The sequence below is a fragment of the Sphingomonas sandaracina genome, assembly GCF_036663695.1.
In the GTDB taxonomy this organism is placed as follows: Bacteria; Pseudomonadota; Alphaproteobacteria; order Sphingomonadales; family Sphingomonadaceae; genus Sphingomonas.
Genome location: NZ_JAXOJK010000006.1, coordinates 152151 through 167640 on the forward strand (window position 1 = coordinate 152151; position 15490 = coordinate 167640).

19 protein-coding genes are annotated in these 15490 nt (G+C 65.3%); 10 read left to right on the forward strand and 9 right to left on the reverse strand.

Annotated elements, in window-relative coordinates; genetic code table 11:
* Positions 1 to 58: 58 nt before the first annotated feature.
* On the forward strand, positions 59 to 1741 hold the full coding sequence (locus U1707_RS16580; protein ID WP_332801161.1) for a putative bifunctional diguanylate cyclase/phosphodiesterase: 1683 nt from the start codon (positions 59 to 61) through the stop codon (positions 1739 to 1741).
* Positions 1742 to 1781: 40 nt separating this feature from the next.
* On the opposite strand, the gene U1707_RS16585 is transcribed toward U1707_RS16580, so the two are convergent.
* The 4 genes from U1707_RS16585 to U1707_RS16600 are packed head-to-tail and all read right to left on the reverse strand — an operon-like array spanning position 1782 to position 4747.
* Positions 1782 to 2981, reverse strand: a complete 1200-nt coding sequence (locus U1707_RS16585; RefSeq protein ID WP_332801162.1) for a CCA tRNA nucleotidyltransferase — start codon at positions 2979 to 2981, stop codon at positions 1782 to 1784.
* An 11-nt stretch (positions 2982 to 2992) separates the two neighbouring features.
* On the reverse strand, positions 2993 to 3589 hold the full coding sequence (locus tag U1707_RS16590) for a CoA pyrophosphatase (protein ID WP_332801163.1): 597 nt from the start codon (positions 3587 to 3589) through the stop codon (positions 2993 to 2995).
* On the reverse strand, positions 3586 to 4176 hold the full coding sequence (locus tag U1707_RS16595; protein ID WP_332801164.1) for a DUF1285 domain-containing protein: 591 nt from the start codon (positions 4174 to 4176) through the stop codon (positions 3586 to 3588). The genes U1707_RS16590 and U1707_RS16595 overlap by 4 nt, the downstream gene beginning before the upstream one ends.
* A 43-nt stretch (positions 4177 to 4219) precedes the next feature.
* Complete coding sequence (locus U1707_RS16600) at positions 4220 to 4747, reverse strand: GNAT family N-acetyltransferase (RefSeq protein ID WP_332801165.1); 528 nt, start codon at positions 4745 to 4747, stop codon at positions 4220 to 4222.
* A 204-nt stretch (positions 4748 to 4951) separates the two neighbouring features.
* Here U1707_RS16600 and U1707_RS16605 point away from each other — a divergent pair, with 204 nt between their 5' ends.
* Both U1707_RS16605 and U1707_RS16610 read left to right on the forward strand, forming a co-directional pair.
* Complete coding sequence (locus U1707_RS16605) at positions 4952 to 5323, forward strand: dihydroneopterin aldolase (RefSeq protein ID WP_332801166.1); 372 nt, start codon at positions 4952 to 4954, stop codon at positions 5321 to 5323.
* 16 nt (positions 5324 to 5339) lie between these two features.
* Positions 5340 to 5630: a Rossmann fold domain-containing protein gene (locus U1707_RS16610; RefSeq protein WP_332801167.1), complete on the forward strand. Its 291-nt coding sequence runs from the start codon at positions 5340 to 5342 to the stop codon at positions 5628 to 5630.
* Here the strand turns inward: U1707_RS16610 and U1707_RS16615 are convergent.
* Positions 5627 to 6499, reverse strand: coding sequence for a hypothetical protein (locus U1707_RS16615; RefSeq protein WP_332801168.1), 873 nt, complete (start codon positions 6497 to 6499; stop codon positions 5627 to 5629). The genes U1707_RS16610 and U1707_RS16615 overlap by 4 nt on opposite strands.
* Before the next feature lie 224 nt (positions 6500 to 6723).
* Between U1707_RS16615 and U1707_RS16620 the strand changes: the two genes are divergently transcribed.
* The 5 genes from U1707_RS16620 to U1707_RS16640 all read left to right on the forward strand — a co-directional run bounded on the left by U1707_RS16620 (position 6724) and on the right by U1707_RS16640 (position 9923).
* Positions 6724 to 7404: an energy transducer TonB gene (locus tag U1707_RS16620; protein WP_131582456.1), complete on the forward strand. Its 681-nt coding sequence runs from the start codon at positions 6724 to 6726 to the stop codon at positions 7402 to 7404.
* Positions 7405 to 7473: 69 nt separating this feature from the next.
* Positions 7474 to 8268, forward strand: coding sequence for a MotA/TolQ/ExbB proton channel family protein (locus tag U1707_RS16625; RefSeq protein WP_332801169.1), 795 nt, complete (start codon positions 7474 to 7476; stop codon positions 8266 to 8268).
* 93 nt (positions 8269 to 8361) lie between these two features.
* Positions 8362 to 8841: an ExbD/TolR family protein gene (locus U1707_RS16630; RefSeq protein ID WP_131582452.1), complete on the forward strand. Its 480-nt coding sequence runs from the start codon at positions 8362 to 8364 to the stop codon at positions 8839 to 8841.
* 33 nt (positions 8842 to 8874) lie between these two features.
* Entirely contained in the window at positions 8875 to 9303 is a 429-nt protein-coding gene (locus tag U1707_RS16635; RefSeq protein WP_443025718.1) for an ExbD/TolR family protein, read from the forward strand.
* A gap of 260 nt (positions 9304 to 9563) precedes the next feature.
* A complete protein-coding gene (locus tag U1707_RS16640; RefSeq protein ID WP_332801171.1) occupies positions 9564 to 9923 on the forward strand; it encodes a tetratricopeptide repeat protein in 360 nt (119 codons plus the stop codon).
* Positions 9924 to 10286: 363 nt separating this feature from the next.
* Here U1707_RS16640 and dcd read toward each other — a convergent pair whose 3' ends face one another.
* Positions 10287 to 10841: a dCTP deaminase gene (dcd, locus tag U1707_RS16645; RefSeq protein ID WP_055878967.1), complete on the reverse strand. Its 555-nt coding sequence runs from the start codon at positions 10839 to 10841 to the stop codon at positions 10287 to 10289.
* 143 nt (positions 10842 to 10984) lie between these two features.
* Between dcd and U1707_RS16650 the strand changes: the two genes are divergently transcribed.
* Complete coding sequence (locus U1707_RS16650; protein ID WP_332801172.1) at positions 10985 to 11884, forward strand: Gfo/Idh/MocA family protein; 900 nt, start codon at positions 10985 to 10987, stop codon at positions 11882 to 11884.
* A gap of 63 nt (positions 11885 to 11947) precedes the next feature.
* On the opposite strand, the gene cdd is transcribed toward U1707_RS16650, so the two are convergent.
* Genes cdd through U1707_RS16665 form a run of 3 tightly spaced genes read right to left on the reverse strand, consistent with a single transcriptional unit; the run spans position 11948 to position 13561 of the window.
* On the reverse strand, positions 11948 to 12397 hold the full coding sequence (cdd, locus tag U1707_RS16655) for a cytidine deaminase (RefSeq protein ID WP_332801173.1): 450 nt from the start codon (positions 12395 to 12397) through the stop codon (positions 11948 to 11950).
* Entirely contained in the window at positions 12394 to 13071 is a 678-nt protein-coding gene (locus U1707_RS16660) for a glycoside hydrolase family 25 protein (protein WP_332801174.1), read from the reverse strand. The genes cdd and U1707_RS16660 overlap by 4 nt, the downstream gene beginning before the upstream one ends.
* 7 nt (positions 13072 to 13078) lie before the next feature.
* Entirely contained in the window at positions 13079 to 13561 is a 483-nt protein-coding gene (locus U1707_RS16665; protein WP_332801175.1) for a UPF0262 family protein, read from the reverse strand.
* Between the two features lie 258 nt (positions 13562 to 13819).
* Between U1707_RS16665 and U1707_RS16670 the strand changes: the two genes are divergently transcribed.
* Positions 13820 to 15310, forward strand: a complete 1491-nt coding sequence (locus U1707_RS16670; protein WP_332801176.1) for a replicative DNA helicase — start codon at positions 13820 to 13822, stop codon at positions 15308 to 15310.
* Positions 15311 to 15490: the final 180 nt, after the last annotated feature.

Consider the following 15490-nt stretch of genomic DNA (forward strand, 5'->3'; position numbering starts at 1 on the left):
GAATGAACCGTTCCGGTTCCTTCAGTTCGTCTTAACGAAGCTGGGCTAGGCAACCGCCATGGCATCGACAGCTCCGGATGCGACTGCGCAACCAACGACCGCGACCGACCTGGTTTCGCGGGCGCTCGAACTCATACCGATCCCGGCCGTCAACATTCACGTCATCGACGGCAAGTTCGATCTCTTCGCGATGAACCGTGCGTATCGGCTTGCCGGGCTGGGTGTCGTCGCAGAACGATCACCGATGATCGCGGACCTGGGGCCGCGCATCCTGGCGTTTCTCGAAAGCCAGCACCTGCGGTCGGACGCAGACTGGACGTTGGGGGATGCGGTCGATTGTCGCTATTACCGGGTGACGATGGCGCGGACGTTCTCGTGGATGCACGATCGGTGTACGGTCAGTTTCATCGATCAGACTTCGCAGATCCAGACCGAACGCAGCCTTCGTCGCGAGATGACGACCGACAGCCTGACCGGGCTACCCAATCGCGAGGGCTTCGAGGAACTGATCGAGGCCGTCGGCGATCGCAGCGCTAGCGCGGTGCTGGCGATCGACCTGGATCGGTTCGGCCGGCTTAATTCATGCCTCGGCTCGCTGGCGGGCGACGAGTTGCTGATCACGGTCGCGCGCCGCATCAAGGGTGCGTTGCGCGGACGGGACACGCTGGCGCGGATCGGCGGAGACCAGTTCGGGATCCTGATGACGGTCGACGACGATCGCGCGGAAGCCCATGCGCTTGCCGACCGCATCCAGCGTACGTTGACGACGCCATTCCGGCTGACCGACTATGAGATCAGCGTCGAGTGCTCGGTCGGCATCGCCTATGGCGGCGACGAGGCGAGCGAGGTCGCCGAGTTGATCCGTCACGCACAGTTCGCGGTGAAACGCGCCAAGTCGAGCGGCCTGGCGGAAAGCTATCTGCCGCAGGATTTCGCGATCGCGCGTGCGCAGTTCAGCATGGAAACGGCATTGCGGCGGGCGATCGAGAACCGCGAGCTGCGGCTTGCGTATCAGCCCATATGTGATCTCTCCACCGGCCGGATCGTGTCGTTCGAGGCGTTGGCGCGGTGGACCGACGCGAGCGGTCAGATCCATTGCCCGACCACGTTCATCCCGGTCGCCGAGGAGTCCGGGCTGATCGTTCCGCTGGGGCGATGGGCGATCGACGAGGCGGCGCGGACACTGGCGGGCTGGGATGCGCGGCATGGTTCGGATTGCGGTGTCAGGCTGGCGGTGAACCTGTCCGCGATCCAGCTCCAGCGCGACGCGATCGCACCGGTGGTCGAGGCTGCACTGGCCTCGACCGGTCTGGCCGGCGACCGGTTTACGCTGGAGTTGACCGAAAGCGCGATCGTCACCGATCCCGACCGTATCGCCGAAACGATGCACGCCTTGAAGGCGCTCGGTACGACGCTGGCGATGGACGATTTCGGCACGGGATATTCGAACCTCGCCTATCTGCAGAAGCTGCCGATCGACGTCCTGAAGATCGATCGCAGCTTCGTCACGGGAATGCTGGCGGACCGCGACAAGGTTTCGATCGTCCGCGCCATCCTGAGTTTGGCGCAGGCCCTGGGGATGAAGACGACGGCGGAGGGCGTCGAGACGTTCGAACTCTCGCAGACGTTGACGGCGCTGGGATGCACCTACGGTCAGGGCTATTTCTATGCGCGACCACTCGAGGCCGATGCGGCGTATGCGATGATCGCTCCGACGACGGCATCGCCCGACCTCGGCTGAGTTCGCAGGGTCTGCGGTCCGGCAGCGCAGTATCGCCGGTTTAGTCCGCTGCTTCGGCGACCAGTTCGTCGGCGATCGATGCGATGCGCTCGGCGCTCGGGAAGCCCTCGACTATCCACCGCGTTTCCACCTGACGCAGCATCGCCGCGACGTCCGGACCCTTGCGCAGGCCGCGTTCGACGAGCGCCCCGCCGGAGAATGGGAAAGCAGGCGGCGACCAGTCGCGTATCGCCGAAACGTCCTCGCCCGCGACCAAAAGTCGGTCGATCGCGCCGGGAAGCCCGGCGCGATAGGCCAGCGCCTGCGGTCCTTCGCTGCCCGGCCCGGCGGTTGCCGCGATCAGCCGTTTGCGATCGGTGTTGGAAAGTTTAAGCCTGGCGCCGACTGCTTCGGCCGCGGCAGGGGCGATCGTCACGGCGAGCCGTCTGATCGCATCCGGTGCGATACCCGCTGCGATCTCGCGTTCGGCAAGAAGGGCTAGGCGTTCGGCGCCGCCCGCGTCGATCTCGGGCAGCACCGCACGGAACAGGCCGCGCTCGACCATCAGCGCGACGACGGGAACGGCGTTCGCGGCGACCAGCAGCTTCAGGACTTCGACGGCGACCCGCTCGCGCGACAATGCCATGAGGTCGTTGGCGCGCGCCGTGCAGGCGTCCAGCCCTTCGGCATTGATCAGGCTCTGGTCGCTCGGACCGAACCTGGCGTGAAACCGGAAGAAGCGCAGGATACGCAGGTGATCCTCGGCGATGCGCTGCAGGGGGTCGCCGATGAAGCGGACACGCCGCGCCGCAAGGTCGTCGAGACCACCGAAATAATCGAATATCTCGCCGGTCGACGGATCGGCGTACAGCGCGTTGATCGTGAAATCGCGTCGGGCGGCGTCTTCGCGCCAGTCGTCGGTATAGGCGACGACCGCGTGACGACCGTCGGTCGACACGTCGCGGCGCAGCGTCGTGACCTCGACGGGGCCGGCCGGAATGACGGCGGTGACGGTACCGTGCGCGAGGCCGGTGGGAACAGCCTTGATCCGCGCATCCTGGAGCCGCGCGATCACCTCCTGCGGGGGCAGGCGCGTGGCGATGTCGACATCGCTGACATCGATACCCAGCAAGCTGTCGCGGACCGCGCCGCCGACATAGCGCGAGTCGCCGTCGCCGTCGCCTGCACCCAGCGCAAGGGTCAGCGCGTCCAGGCCTTCGCCGTGCCGCCACGCGGTATCCGGCAGCGTCACGCTCGTCATGGTGCCGCCGCTCACGACCAGCGGAGTCGGCGCGCGAGGTTGACGATCATCGCCGCGGTGGCGCCCCAGATGCGGTGATCGTTCCAGGTGATCTCGTAATAATGGCGGTCGTGACCCTGCCATTCGAGCGTCGCCTCGACATGGTTCGCCTCGTCGAGCAGGAAGGCGAGGGGGACTTCGAAGACGTGGGCGACCTCCGCCTCGCTCGGCGTGAAGACGAGGTCGGGGGGAATGATGCCGATCACCGGCGTCACCTGGAAGCCCGTCACGGTGCGATAGCTGTCCGCCTCGCCGATCACGGTAACCTGATTCCTGGGAAGCGCGATCTCTTCTTCCGCTTCGCGCAATGCCGCGGTGACGACGTCCTCGCCGGGATCGATCCGGCCGCCGGGAAATGCGATCTGGCCGGGGTGACGGCTCAGCGTGTCGGCGCGTTGGGTGAGGATCACGCCGGGATCGGCGCGCTCGGTCACCGCGATCAGGACGGCGGCCGGCAGCAGCGTTTCGGCCGGCGTAAGATCGCCGTCGCGCTGGTCGCCGGTGAGCAGCACCAGGTGAGACCCGGCGCCGGTCGCCAGCGCCGCCCTCAGCCGTTCCGTCAAGCTCATGCGGGCATTTCCGAAGCCGGCTCCAACGCGAAGAATGCGCCGTCGCTCCAGATGCCGAGCGGCGTATCGCCACCCGCGATCGCGCGCTCGACGAGGTCGTAATAGACCGGACGCGCGACCAGCGCCTCCATGCCGCCGCGCACCGTCAGATAGGGGCGGGGGGCGTCGTCTTCGCTGGTGGGGTCGGTTACGAACCGCAGCGGAAAGTCGGAGCCCGCCGTGACGAGATCGCCGGTGTTGAGCCGGAAGGCGAGTTTCGCATCGCGGCCAGTCCCTTCGGTTTTCATCTCGACCGCGACGAACGGCGCGTCCTCGACCTCGATGTCGAGCTTCTCGACCGGGGTGACGAGGACGTGGCTGCCATCGGGCTCGCGTCGCAGGATCGTCGAGAATAACCGGACCATCGCCGGCCGCCCGATCGGCGAGCCCTGATGATACCAGGTGCCGTCGCGCGCGATCCGCATTTCACTGTCGCCGCAATGCGTCGGATTCCATTTTTCGACCGGCGGCAATTTCGCCTCTTCGACGAGCTTGGCGATCTCGGCGAGGCTCAGCGATGCGATATCGGGAATGGGATCCATGGGCATGGCGGCGGACTAGGCGGGCAGGGGGCGGAGGTAAAGCGGCGCCTTACGCGGATGCGACGACCGGCATGGTCTCGGGCATGAGCGGGCCCAGCATACCGGCGATGTCCGGCACAGCCTCACCACGCGCGAGCAGGCGGTGGCGTTCGACCGGGCCGGGGGTGTTCCAGCGGGCGGTGCGCTCGGCCGAGAAGTCGAAGAAGCGGCCATAATAGTCGGGGTCGCCGATCAGCATGAGGGCATCGTCGAGCCCGCTCGCGGCGGCCGCCTCGAGCACCTGCGTGATCAGGCTGCGGCCGATGCCGTCGCCCTGCCGCGTCGGAGCGACGGCGACCGGGCCGACCATGACGAGCGGATGCTGCCCCTCGTCGTCGGTCAGCGCGACCGGCCAGCACTGGATCGAGCCGACCAGCGTGCCGTCCTCGACCGCCGCAAAGCTGAGCGCGGCGATCGGCCTGCCGGTGCCGCGAATCAGATAGGCGGTCCGCGTGAACCGATCCGGACCGAAGGCGGCATCGAGCAGCATCTCGACCGCGGTCGGATTGATGGCATCGAGGGGGACGAGCGTCATCACCGGCATCTCCTGCCCCGAACGCAGCGCGTGACGTCGATGCGTGGACAATGGGGCAGCGCGCTTTAGCCTTGGCGGTGCTGAACGCAAGGATAACCGGGGAAGAATTAGGCCGGCCGAACGTCGCGTCGCCTTTTGCCGGGGACTGCCGGGCCCGTGGCGAAGAGCCGACTTTCATCTCGGCGTGCGTCTGCTAGAGGCGCGGCGATGGAAGACAGTCTTCAACTCGAAGTCCACGATCTCGAAGTGCAGGTCCTGACCGGCATCTATTCGGAGGAGACGCACCTGCCGCAACCGCTGCGGATTTCGCTCACCGTCGATATGGTGTGCCCCAAGCGGTTCGCGCCCGACACGCCGTTGTCCGCGTCGAAGAATTATCTCGACCTGAAGAACGCGGCGACGACGGCGCTGCCGAGCGGCGTCCACTTCACGCTGATCGAAGGGGTGGCGGATCACATCTGCGAAACGCTGTTCCTGCAGGATGCACGGGTGCTGCGCGTCCAGGTGAAGATCGTGAAGCTCGCGATCGCCGAGGCAGATGAATCGATCGGCATGACGCTCGTCCGTCATCGTCGCTGATCGGCCGGGCAGGGTCATGCGGCTCACGCTGGAGGTCGATGGCGACGTCGTTTCGCGCGTCCGCGGTGCTGAAGCCGACTCGATCGTCGTCGTTGCAAGCCCGTCCACAAGCGCGTTGTGGACGGCGTCCGCACGCGCCGCGATCGGGCCACTCGCCATCGAGCGTGCGCCGCATTGCCGGGTCAACGCGGTGTTCTTCGAGGATGGCGCCCGTCAGGCCGACATCGACGCCGCGGCGGACTTTCTCGATCAGGCCCGATCGACCACCGGTCAGATCATCGATGTCCGCGCGGTGACGCGGACCTAGAGTTTCCGCGTCCGGCCGCAGGGGCCCAGTGCGTTCAGGACGAACGCGTAATCCTCGCGCGCGATGACCGCATCGGCCGCCTCGAGGGAGGCTGTGCTTCGATCCGGGAGCGTCGCCGGCAACGCGCAGGTCAGGCGATACCACAACAACGTCTCGGGTTTGGGCGGTGCAGCCGATTCGTCGACGATCTCGCTCAGCGCAACCGCCCAGCGTGGCTGTTCGCCGGGCCTGCGCAGGATCGACAGCGACACGGGGCGTTGATCGGCCGTCGTCAGGAAGATCTGCGTCTCGCCTTCGCCGGGAAGCGCGCCGGCGACGTGGAACGCATTGCCGACACCGGTGATGACGGGCGGGGCATCGGCCGCGAGCGCCGCTGCCGCGATCTGGCGGACCATGGCCTGCGCCGCCGGTGTCCAGTCGATCTGCGCATCCGGCGCGACAAGCTGGATCTGGTTCACGGCGCCGGCGACCGGGCGGGCGAACAACAGCACGCGGGTCTTCTTCAACTTCGGGATGCGGCCCTTCGCATCGGGGGTGACATCGAGCAGATAGCCGATTCGCGGCGGCAGTCCGTTTGCGCCCCGGATCAGTGTTATGACGTCGACTTCGACGTACAGTCTCACCTGTCCCGAAACGAGACCCGGCGCTTCCGACGGCTTTATCTTCGACGTCGATCGCACGGTCGCATCGGCAATGACCGGTGCGGACAGGACCAGATCGGCGAGGTCCGAATAGCGCAGCGGTGAGCCGGCGGCGGATGCGTCATTTGTCGTATAACCGGGGGAAACTGCGGCTTGCGACGCTGTCGAAGGTCCCGCCGCCAAAGCGATGATGGCGACGGAAGCCGTAACGTGAAGGACAATTTTCATCGTTTTGAGCTACGCCATTCGAACAGAACGATACAGAAATAATTCTGCCATGCTGAGGTTGTACGTTTGTTGCGTCCGACAAAGCGTTTGCGTGTCGAAGAACGTGGCGATAGGACTCGGGTACTGCCCCGTGGTTATTCCGGCCAACGGCAGACGTATGCGTCGCGCACTTAGTGCGGACATGTGCGTACGGAGCAGGCAGATTAAGGGAGTGTCGTTTCTGAATGGCCTATACTGACCAGAAGATGTCCGGAGGCAAAATCGTCGCGATTGTGATCGTCGCGCTGATTCATGCGGCCTTGGGCTACGCTTTCGTCACGGGCCTCGCGTTTCAGTACGTGAAAAAGGCCCAGGAAAAGATGACGACGTTCGACGTGGAGCCGCCACCGCCGCCGCCTCCACCCGACGAGCCCCCGCCGCCGCCACCCGACCAGCCAAACCTGCCGCCGCCACCGACCACGGTCGTGACGCCGCCGCCGGTGATCGTGACGCCGCAGCCAGCGCCCGCGCTGACCACGTCGAGCATCATCCCTCGGTTCCAGCCGACGGCTCCGCCAGCGCCTCCCGCGCCGCCGGCTCCGCCAGCTGCGCCGGCACCACCAGTCGTCAGCAAGGCGGCCGGTGCAAAGGGTGATCCCGCACAGTGGGTGTCGACCGACGATTATCCGCCGAGCTCGCTTCGCGCCGAGGAAGAAGGCACGGTCGGGATCGCGTGGGACATCAACACCCAGGGTCGCGTCGAAAATTGCCGCGTGACGTCGTCGAGCGGATCGTCCGCGCTGGATCGGGCCGCTTGCGCCGCGATCACACGGCGTGGTCGGTATTCGCCGGCAGTGGACACGGCGGGCAACCCGATCCGGTCGAGTTCGTCGCGTCGCGTGACGTGGAAGATTCCGCCCCAGTAATCGGTGCCATCACCGCGCTGCAGTTTTCGTTTCAGACATAGACCTAGATAGTCAGAGGACTAACCGATCATGATCACCACCATTCTTGCTGCGGCCGGGGCCGCCGCACCTGACGCCAACCCGTACGGCCTCGAAGCCGCACTCCGCGAAGGCGGCCTGATCTCGCAGACCGTATTCGGCATCCTGGTGCTGATGTCGGTCGTGTCGTTCTACATCCTGTTCTCGAAGCTGTTCGAGCAGCAGAAGATCATCGGCCAGGGCAAGCGCGTCCGTCAGGCCTTCTGGTCGTCGAACAGCCTTCGCGAAGGTTCGGCCAAGCTCGAGAAGAACTCGGCCTACAAGCAGATCGTCGATGACGGCTTGGCCGCTCAGGAGCAGCATTCGAAGCTGACCGATCCGGTCGAGGCGCATGACTGGCTGCACGGTTCGCTGGCCCGCTCGGAAGCCGCGATCAACTCGAAGCTGGGTGGCGGTCTCGCCTTCCTCGCGACGGTGGGTTCGGTTTCGCCGTTCATCGGTCTGTTCGGTACCGTTATCGGCATCTACCGCGCACTCGTGAAGATCGGTGCATCGGGTCAGGCGTCGATCGACAAGGTCGCAGGGCCGGTCGGTGAAGCACTGATCATGACCGCACTGGGTCTGGTCGTCGCGGTTCCTGCCGTGCTGTCGTACAACTGGCTGCAGCGCCGCAACAAGTCGATCGCTGAGGACCTGTCGGCCTTCTCGAACGACGTGCTGGGCTTCCTTGCTTCGAACGGTGCCGTGCGCCCGTCGATCGCATCGGGCGCCAAGCCGGTTCCGGCCAAGCCTGCCACGACGACCACGACCGCCGGTCAGACCGGTGGCGTACCGCGCGCCAACTAAGACGCGAAAAGGGCGGGGCTGCTGTCGGCAGCCGCCCCGCTTCCTTTCCACCGGCGGTTCCGGTGGCGATAATATGGATAGGATAGTTCGCACATGGCGATGAGTGTTGGTGGCGATTCCACCGAGAGTTCGATATCGGACATCAATACGACGCCGCTGGTCGACGTCATGCTCGTGCTCCTGATCATCTTCTTGGTGACGACGACCGTCGCGGTCCAGGCAGTGCAGCTAAAGCTTCCGGAGGTCCGCTTCGATCCGACGATGACCAAGCCCGAGAACGTCTCGCTGTCGGTGACGACCAAGCCCGACGGCAGCTGTGCGGTGTTCTGGGGCATGAGCCCGGTCACCTCGACGGAGCTGCTCGACAAGGCCGTGGTCAAGCTGAAGGCCGAGATCGATCGCCAGGGTGGCGCGAACGCTGCCGACCTGGAATTGCCCGAGGCGCATATCCGCGGCGACGTGAACGCACCGTACAAGTGCATCGGCGGCACGATCTATACGATGCAGCGCGCCGGCTTCGCCCGCGTCGGCTTCATCTCCGAGCCGCCTCCCGGCGGCACCACTGAACGCTGATGATCGCTCGGACGTATTTAGGAGTAGTATAGAATGGCAATGAGCGGCGGCAAAGAAGATGGCGCGCCGATGATGGAAATGAACATGACGCCGTTGATCGACGTCCTGCTCGTTCTCCTCATCATGTTCATCATCACGATCCCCATCCAGACGCACGCGGTCAAGGTCGACCTTCCGGTCAACAGCCCGAACCAGCCGCAGAACCCGGTCAATCCCGAGAAGAACAAGATCTCGATCGATGCCGCCGGTGTTACCTCGTGGAACGGTTCGCCGGTCGATGAAGTCACGCTGCGCCAGTATCTGGATCAGTCCGCCGGCATGACGCCCGAGCCCGAACTTCACTTCCAGCCTGATCCGCAGGCGCGGTATGAAGTGGTCGATCGCACGTTGGCCGTGATCAAGCGGTCGGCGATCACCAAGCTCGGCTTCATCGGCAACGAGCAGTACCGCAACGACTTCTAAGTCGCGCTGCGTACGGTATCGAAGCGAATACTACTGAGATGCCAAAGGGCGGTCCTCCGGGGCCGCCCTTTTTTCGTTGTGCGCCGTGGGTTCGTTGGGGGCGGGTTTTGAGACTGAACGACGCGTATCGTCCGACTGCAGCAGGGTCTGCACGCGTGGGGGCGAACTTGATCAATGTTCTTGTGCGGCAGTCATCGAAGTGACACGCAGGTGTCACAAAAATGAAACCTTCCGATCCGGGAAGGTCATGGAGATGGATGATGCGCAAGACATTACTGTTCGTGCTCGCAACCCTGGGTGCCGCGACCCCCGCATTGGCAGACCAGTCCGGGCCCGTCGATCGTACCGGCTATACCTCGATCGCCGCTGGTGACCTGGCTGCGGCGGAGCAGCGTATCGTTGCCGAGCGGAAAATCTTTCCCCGGCGTCCCGAATTGATGCTCAATCTGGCGTCGGTGTATCGCCGCACGGGCCGCGAGTCGGAAGCGCGCGCGCTGTATGCGGCGGTGCTGGAGCGGCCGGCGATCGCGATGGACCTGCCGTCGGGTGCGGTGAGTTCGTCGCACGATCTGGCGAGCCGCGGGCTGGCCCGGTCCGCGCAACAGATCGCGACGCGCTGATCAACCGGGGCGGGCCTAGACAGGCTGGGCTCGCCTCTCATCCCTGAAGCACGGAGATGATCCAGACATCGCCTAAGCGGTCACGTTGGCCTTGAGGCACGAGTACGTCTGGTCCCATCGGGCGCCTCTCACCCACCTCGGCGACATCGCTAGCGGGCAAGTCGTCTGACGCAGGTGCAAACTTAGACCGATCCTACGCTGACCGTACTGCGCCTGCGCGGAGACCGGTGCAGGTTCGGATGCCACCCTCGTAATGCCCTATCGGTGCAGTCAAAGCCAGGATGGCTGGGTTGCCATGATGAGAGACTTCACCACTAAGGAACCGTTCCCGACGCTTCGCTCTGCAAACTGGCAAAGCCAGCATCAAAGCCGCGGTAGTGTCACCCCGCGCTGCCCCATATATTTGCCGGCGCGGTCGGCGTAACTCACCTCGCACGGCTCGTTCCCCTTGAGGAACAGGAACTGACACGCCCCCTCGTTGGCGTAGATCTTCGCCGGCAGCGGCGTGGTGTTCGAGAACTCCAGCGTCACATGCCCCTCCCATTCGGGCTCCAGCGGCGTGACGTTGACGATGATTCCGCACCGCGCATAGGTCGACTTGCCGAGACAGATGACCAGCACGTCGCGCGGCACGCGAAAATACTCGACGGTGCGGGCAAGCGCGAAGCTGTTGGGGGGAATGATGCAGACGTCGGTCTTGCGGTCGACGAAGCTGTTCGCCGCGAAATCCTTCGGATCGACGATCGCACTGTCGACGTTGGTGAAGATCTTGAACTCGTCGGCAACGCGCGCGTCGTAGCCGTAGGACGACAGCCCGTACGAGATGCAGCCGTCGCGGCGTTGCGCCTCGTGAAACGGCTCGATCATCGCATCACCCAGCGCGCGTTCGCGGATCCAGCGGTCGGACATGACGGACATAGACGCATTCCCCTTTGCGCTGCGCCATCGCGCGGATGGTTGGCGACCGCAATAGGGCGATGACGCCGTATTCGTCGACAGCCTGCATTTTCGCGCTAGAGGGTCGGGCTGGAGGGCGGGTAGCCTGAGCGGGAGATGCGGCGATGCGGGTTCTGATGTGCGGCCTCGGCGATATCGCGCGCAAGGCGTATCTGCCCGTCCTGGCGACCATGCCGGGACTCGAGCTTCATCTGACGACGCGCAACCCCGAAGTCCTGGCGGAACTGGGAGCCGCGTATCGCCTGAAGCATCTCCACTTTAGCCTCGACGCCGCGCTCGCGACGACGACGTTCGACGCGGCGTTCGTCCACAGCGCGACGACGGCGCATCCCGAGATCGTCGAGCGGTTGCTCGATCGGCGCATTCCGACCTTCGTCGACAAGCCGCTGGCGGACAATTTGGGCGAGGCGGAGCGGTTGGTTCAGCTCGCGGAGGCCCGGTCATGCTTGCTGACGGTCGGCTTCAATCGCCGCTTTGCGCCGGACTACGCCGCGCTACGTCCCGAACACTACCCCTTCATCCTGATGCAGAAGCATCGCCGCGCCCAGCCGGACCTGCCGCGACGGGTGGTGTTCGACGATTTCATCCATGTCGTCGATACGCTGCTTTTCCTGACGAAGGCGCCCAGCACGCGGGTCACGATCGAAACGCTGATGGATAACGGCCTGCTGTCCGGCGTGACGCTGATGTTGGGCGGCAGCGGTCATCAGGCGGTGGGGACGATGCAGCGCAATTCGGGGCTGGACGAAGAACGGATCGACCTGATCGGCGAAGGCCGCAAACACGCCGTCGTCGACCTCGCGGAGCGTTTCGATCACGATGGTGCGGTGACGCGGCATCGGCGCGGCGATTGGACACCCGTTGCGCGGCAGCGTGGGTTCGACGCCATGTGCGCGGATTTCCTCGCGGGCGTGAAGGAGGGCCGGTCGACCGCTGCGCACGACATCCTCGAAACGCATCGGCTCTGCGAGGCGATCGTGGCTCACGCCGAGGCTCGCGACTAGGACGGTGCGGTCACCGTCATCGATCTCGGAAGAGCGATCGGCAGATCCAGCGCGATATCGTGCTCAGGATATGCCGAGATCGGCCGGCCCGAAGGCATCGGGTAGCAACTCCGACACCGTATAGGTGCGGACCGCGTCGCCTTCCGCCGCGCCGCAATACACGGGGAGATCGCGACGGCTCATTTGTGCGGCCTCGTTGATCACCTGGCGGCAGCGGCCGCACGGGCTGACGGGGGAGGTACCGGTCGCAAGACCGTCCGCATCCATCGCGCCGCCGATGACGCCGATCGCGACGATGTCGCGCAGGCGGCCCGCTGCGCTGGCGGTGGCGATCGCGACCGTTTCGGCGCACAGCGACAGGCCGTAGCTCGCATTCTCGAAGTTGGCGCCGGTAATGACCGTGCCGTCGTCGAGCAACACCGCGGCACCGACCGCGAACCGCGAATAGGGGGCGTGCGCGTTGCGCGCGGCATCGCGCGCGGCCGCGACGAGGTGGAGTGCGTGTTCGGTCATGATGCCACTACGTCCCAGTTCACCGGTCCTTCGATCCCATCGATGCGACGGAAATCGCTCGCCCGCCACATGCGCCACGGTCGCGCGGTGTAGTCGGGCTTGAGGACGTTCGCCACCGCCCATAACGGTCGCGGTACGGCGCCCGACAGGGTGTATTTCGCGTCGACCGCCTTGCTGATCCGCAGCATCACGGGTTGCGCGGTATGCGTCTCGACCATCGTCACGAACGTGCCGATGTCGGCGACCAGCGTCGCGCGATCCGGGCGCGCGGTGCAGTCGTCGTGAAAGTCGATATCGACCGCAGTCGGCAGCGAATCGGCGACACGCGGCACGAAGGTGTTGAAGGCGTTGGCCTGCTCGTCGGCCCGCTGACACAGCGAATAGACGTGCACCGCACCGCGTCGCAGCCCCGCCTCGGGCAAGGCCGCCCAGTTCGCCTCGAAACCCGGATCGCGGCGGTCGGTGCCCGACGTGGCGACGATATAGGCGAAGTCGGCGCCGCTTGCGCGCACCGTGCCCCATTCGACCGGGCCGGCATTCTCGGCGAGGTCGATGCCCTGCAACGGGTATTGCTTGACGTCGGGGTGCCAGCCGGTCGCGGCGGTCCAGCCGCAGATGCCGACGAAGCCGGTCGCGGCCAGCGCGGCCGCGAATTTCAAAAGTCCGTGAGCCATGTGTCTTCTAGTTGCGGATGTGAAGAACGCAGATCAGCGTGAACAGCCGCCGCGCGGTGTCGAAATCGACCTCGATCTTGCCGTCGAGGCGCTCTTTCAGCAGCTCGGCGGCTTCGTTGTGGATGCCGCGCCGCGCCATGTCGACCGTCTCGATCTGCGCCGGCGAGGATTGCCGGATCGCCTGGTAATAGCTGTCGCAGATCGCGAAATAATCTTTGATCGGCCGGCGGAAGCGACCCAGCGCAAGCACGAGCGTCTCGAGATGCGTGTCGTCCTCGCGGTGGATATGGATGCCGAGGCGTCCTTCCTCCGACTGGAGCTTGACCCGGTAGGGGCCGGCATAGCCATCGGCATAGGCGCGCTGCGGGGCGAAGTGATTACCCTCGATCAGGTCGAAGATGGCGATCCGCCGCTCCTGTTCGACGTCGGGCGAGCGCCAGCCGAGACTGGTCTCGTCGAGTTGCACATCGATGATCCGCGGGTCGGCCATCCAGGTTCGATAGCGGGGCGCATTCGACCTGTCACTGATACGAACGCCACCCTAGCCAACAGCGAACCGCGCTCCCCTCCCTGAAAGGGAGGGGCTGGGGGTGGGTAGGCCGGCTTTTGCCGCAACCGTTCCGTGATCCGGAGACCGACCCACCCCCAACCCCTCCCTTCCAGGGAGGGGAGAAGCAGAGACGACTTATCCCAACATTCCGTCGCAGTCCGCTTGGACCGGACGCTCAGCATCGCGTAGGTGCGGTGCATGGCAACTCTCGCATTCCCCGTACCCGCCGCGGCCGAGCCGCAGCAGCTTCCCCGCAACGTCGAAGCCGAGGCCGCGATGCTCGGCGCGATGATGATCGACAACCGGCTGGCCGACGATCTGGTCGACAAGCTCGAGCCCGGACATTTCTTCGAACCCGTCCACGGCCGCATCTTCGCCGCGATCAAGACGCTGCGCGGCAACGACATGCTGGTGACGCCGGTCACGCTGCGGCCGATGTTCGATGCGGACGAGGGCATGCGCGAGCTCGGCGGGCCGGCGTATCTGGCGGGGCTGACCGGCAGCGGTGCCGGGCTGATCGGCGCGCGCCAGTTCGCGCAGCAGATCTACGACCTCGCCATGCTGCGTGCGCTGGTGTCGGTCGGGCGGACGCTCGTCGATCGCGCGATGGACACCTCGGAAGAGGTCAATCCGCGCGCGCAGATCGAACTGGCCGAGGAAGAGCTGTTCAAGGTTGCCGCGGATGGCGGCTCCGAGAACACGGTGAAGTCGTTCGCGCAGGCGACCACCGCTGCGGTCAAGATGGCCGAGCGCGCGCTGAACTCGGGCGGCAACCTGTCGGGTGTCACGACCGGCATCGATTCGATCAACGCGAAGATCGGCGGCATGCACCACAGCGATCTCATGATCCTCGCCGGTCGTCCGGGCATGGGCAAGACGTCGCTCGCGACCAACATCGCGTTCAACGCAGCGCGACGCTGGATGCGCGACATGGCCGACGGGATCGCCCCGAAGGATTCGGTCGGCGCGAAGGTCGCGTTCTTCTCGCTGGAAATGTCCGCGGATCAGCTGGCGACGCGTATTCTCGCCGAGCAATCGCAGATCAGTTCCGAATCGCTCCGCATGGGCAAGATCAGCCGCACCGAATTCGCGCAGCTCGCGGCTGCGGCTGCCGAGCTGGAGAATTTGCCGCTGTTCATCGACGACACTGGCGGCCTGTCGATCGGCGCGCTGCATACGCGCGTGCGCCGGTTGCAGCGCCGGCATAACAACGAGATCGGGTTGGTGGTGGTCGACTACCTCCAGCTGCTGTCGGGGTCGGGCAAGAGCAAGGACGGCAACCGCGTCCAGGAAATCTCCGAGATTTCGCGCGGGCTCAAGACGCTGGCGAAGGACCTGAACGTCCCGGTGCTGGCGCTGTCGCAGCTGTCGCGTGCGGTGGAATCACGCGAGGACAAGACGCCGATGCTGTCGGATTTGCGTGAGTCGGGATCGATCGAGCAAGACGCCGACATGGTCTGGTTCGTCTACCGCGAGGATTATTACGTAGCGTCGAAGGAGCCCAAGCGGCCGGCGGAAGGGGATAGCTCGAAAATTTTCGAGGACCACGCGTCGTGGGCGGCGGAGATGGAGCGGGTCTACGGCCTAGCGGAGCTGATCATCGCCAAGCAGCGTCACGGCGCGACGGGTAAGGTCCGGATGAAGTTCGATCCGACGATCACGAAGTTCTCAGATCTAGCGGATTATTGATCCTATCGTCTCCCTCTCCCCTCCGGGGAGAGGGAAGGAGCCCGCCGCACTTGCGGTGGGAAGGGAGAGGGGAGTGAGGCTCGGGACATGGATCCCAACCGCCCCTCACCCTTCCGTCGCCCACGGGCTCCTCCCTCCCTCTCCCCGGAAGGGCGAGGGACCGAAACGTCGGATCATTGG

What these genes read in the sequence shown, in the direction of transcription:
- U1707_RS16615 (WP_332801168.1), bottom strand. Translation starts at nt 6,499, where the DNA reads ATGAAAATTGTCCTTCACGTTACGGCTTCCGTCGCCATCATCGCTTTG.
- U1707_RS16625 (WP_332801169.1), top strand. Translation starts at nt 7,474, where the DNA reads ATGATCACCACCATTCTTGCTGCGGCCGGGGCCGCCGCACCTGACGCC.
- U1707_RS16590 (WP_332801163.1), bottom strand. Translation starts at nt 3,589, where the DNA reads ATGAGCTTGACGGAACGGCTGAGGGCGGCGCTGGCGACCGGCGCCGGG.
- cdd (WP_332801173.1), bottom strand. Translation starts at nt 12,397, where the DNA reads ATGACCGAACACGCACTCCACCTCGTCGCGGCCGCGCGCGATGCCGCG.
- U1707_RS16610 (WP_332801167.1), top strand. Translation starts at nt 5,340, where the DNA reads ATGCGGCTCACGCTGGAGGTCGATGGCGACGTCGTTTCGCGCGTCCGC.
- U1707_RS16635 (WP_443025718.1), top strand. Translation starts at nt 8,875, where the DNA reads ATGGCAATGAGCGGCGGCAAAGAAGATGGCGCGCCGATGATGGAAATG.
- U1707_RS16620 (WP_131582456.1), top strand. Translation starts at nt 6,724, where the DNA reads ATGGCCTATACTGACCAGAAGATGTCCGGAGGCAAAATCGTCGCGATT.
- U1707_RS16585 (WP_332801162.1), bottom strand. Translation starts at nt 2,981, where the DNA reads ATGACGAGCGTGACGCTGCCGGATACCGCGTGGCGGCACGGCGAAGGC.
- dcd (WP_055878967.1), bottom strand. Translation starts at nt 10,841, where the DNA reads ATGTCCGTCATGTCCGACCGCTGGATCCGCGAACGCGCGCTGGGTGAT.
- U1707_RS16665 (WP_332801175.1), bottom strand. Translation starts at nt 13,561, where the DNA reads ATGGCCGACCCGCGGATCATCGATGTGCAACTCGACGAGACCAGTCTC.
- U1707_RS16660 (WP_332801174.1), bottom strand. Translation starts at nt 13,071, where the DNA reads ATGGCTCACGGACTTTTGAAATTCGCGGCCGCGCTGGCCGCGACCGGC.
- U1707_RS16630 (WP_131582452.1), top strand. Translation starts at nt 8,362, where the DNA reads ATGGCGATGAGTGTTGGTGGCGATTCCACCGAGAGTTCGATATCGGAC.
- U1707_RS16595 (WP_332801164.1), bottom strand. Translation starts at nt 4,176, where the DNA reads ATGCCCATGGATCCCATTCCCGATATCGCATCGCTGAGCCTCGCCGAG.
- U1707_RS16640 (WP_332801171.1), top strand. Translation starts at nt 9,564, where the DNA reads ATGCGCAAGACATTACTGTTCGTGCTCGCAACCCTGGGTGCCGCGACC.
- U1707_RS16580 (WP_332801161.1), top strand. Translation starts at nt 59, where the DNA reads ATGGCATCGACAGCTCCGGATGCGACTGCGCAACCAACGACCGCGACC.
- U1707_RS16670 (WP_332801176.1), top strand. Translation starts at nt 13,820, where the DNA reads ATGGCAACTCTCGCATTCCCCGTACCCGCCGCGGCCGAGCCGCAGCAG.
- U1707_RS16605 (WP_332801166.1), top strand. Translation starts at nt 4,952, where the DNA reads ATGGAAGACAGTCTTCAACTCGAAGTCCACGATCTCGAAGTGCAGGTC.
- U1707_RS16650 (WP_332801172.1), top strand. Translation starts at nt 10,985, where the DNA reads ATGCGGGTTCTGATGTGCGGCCTCGGCGATATCGCGCGCAAGGCGTAT.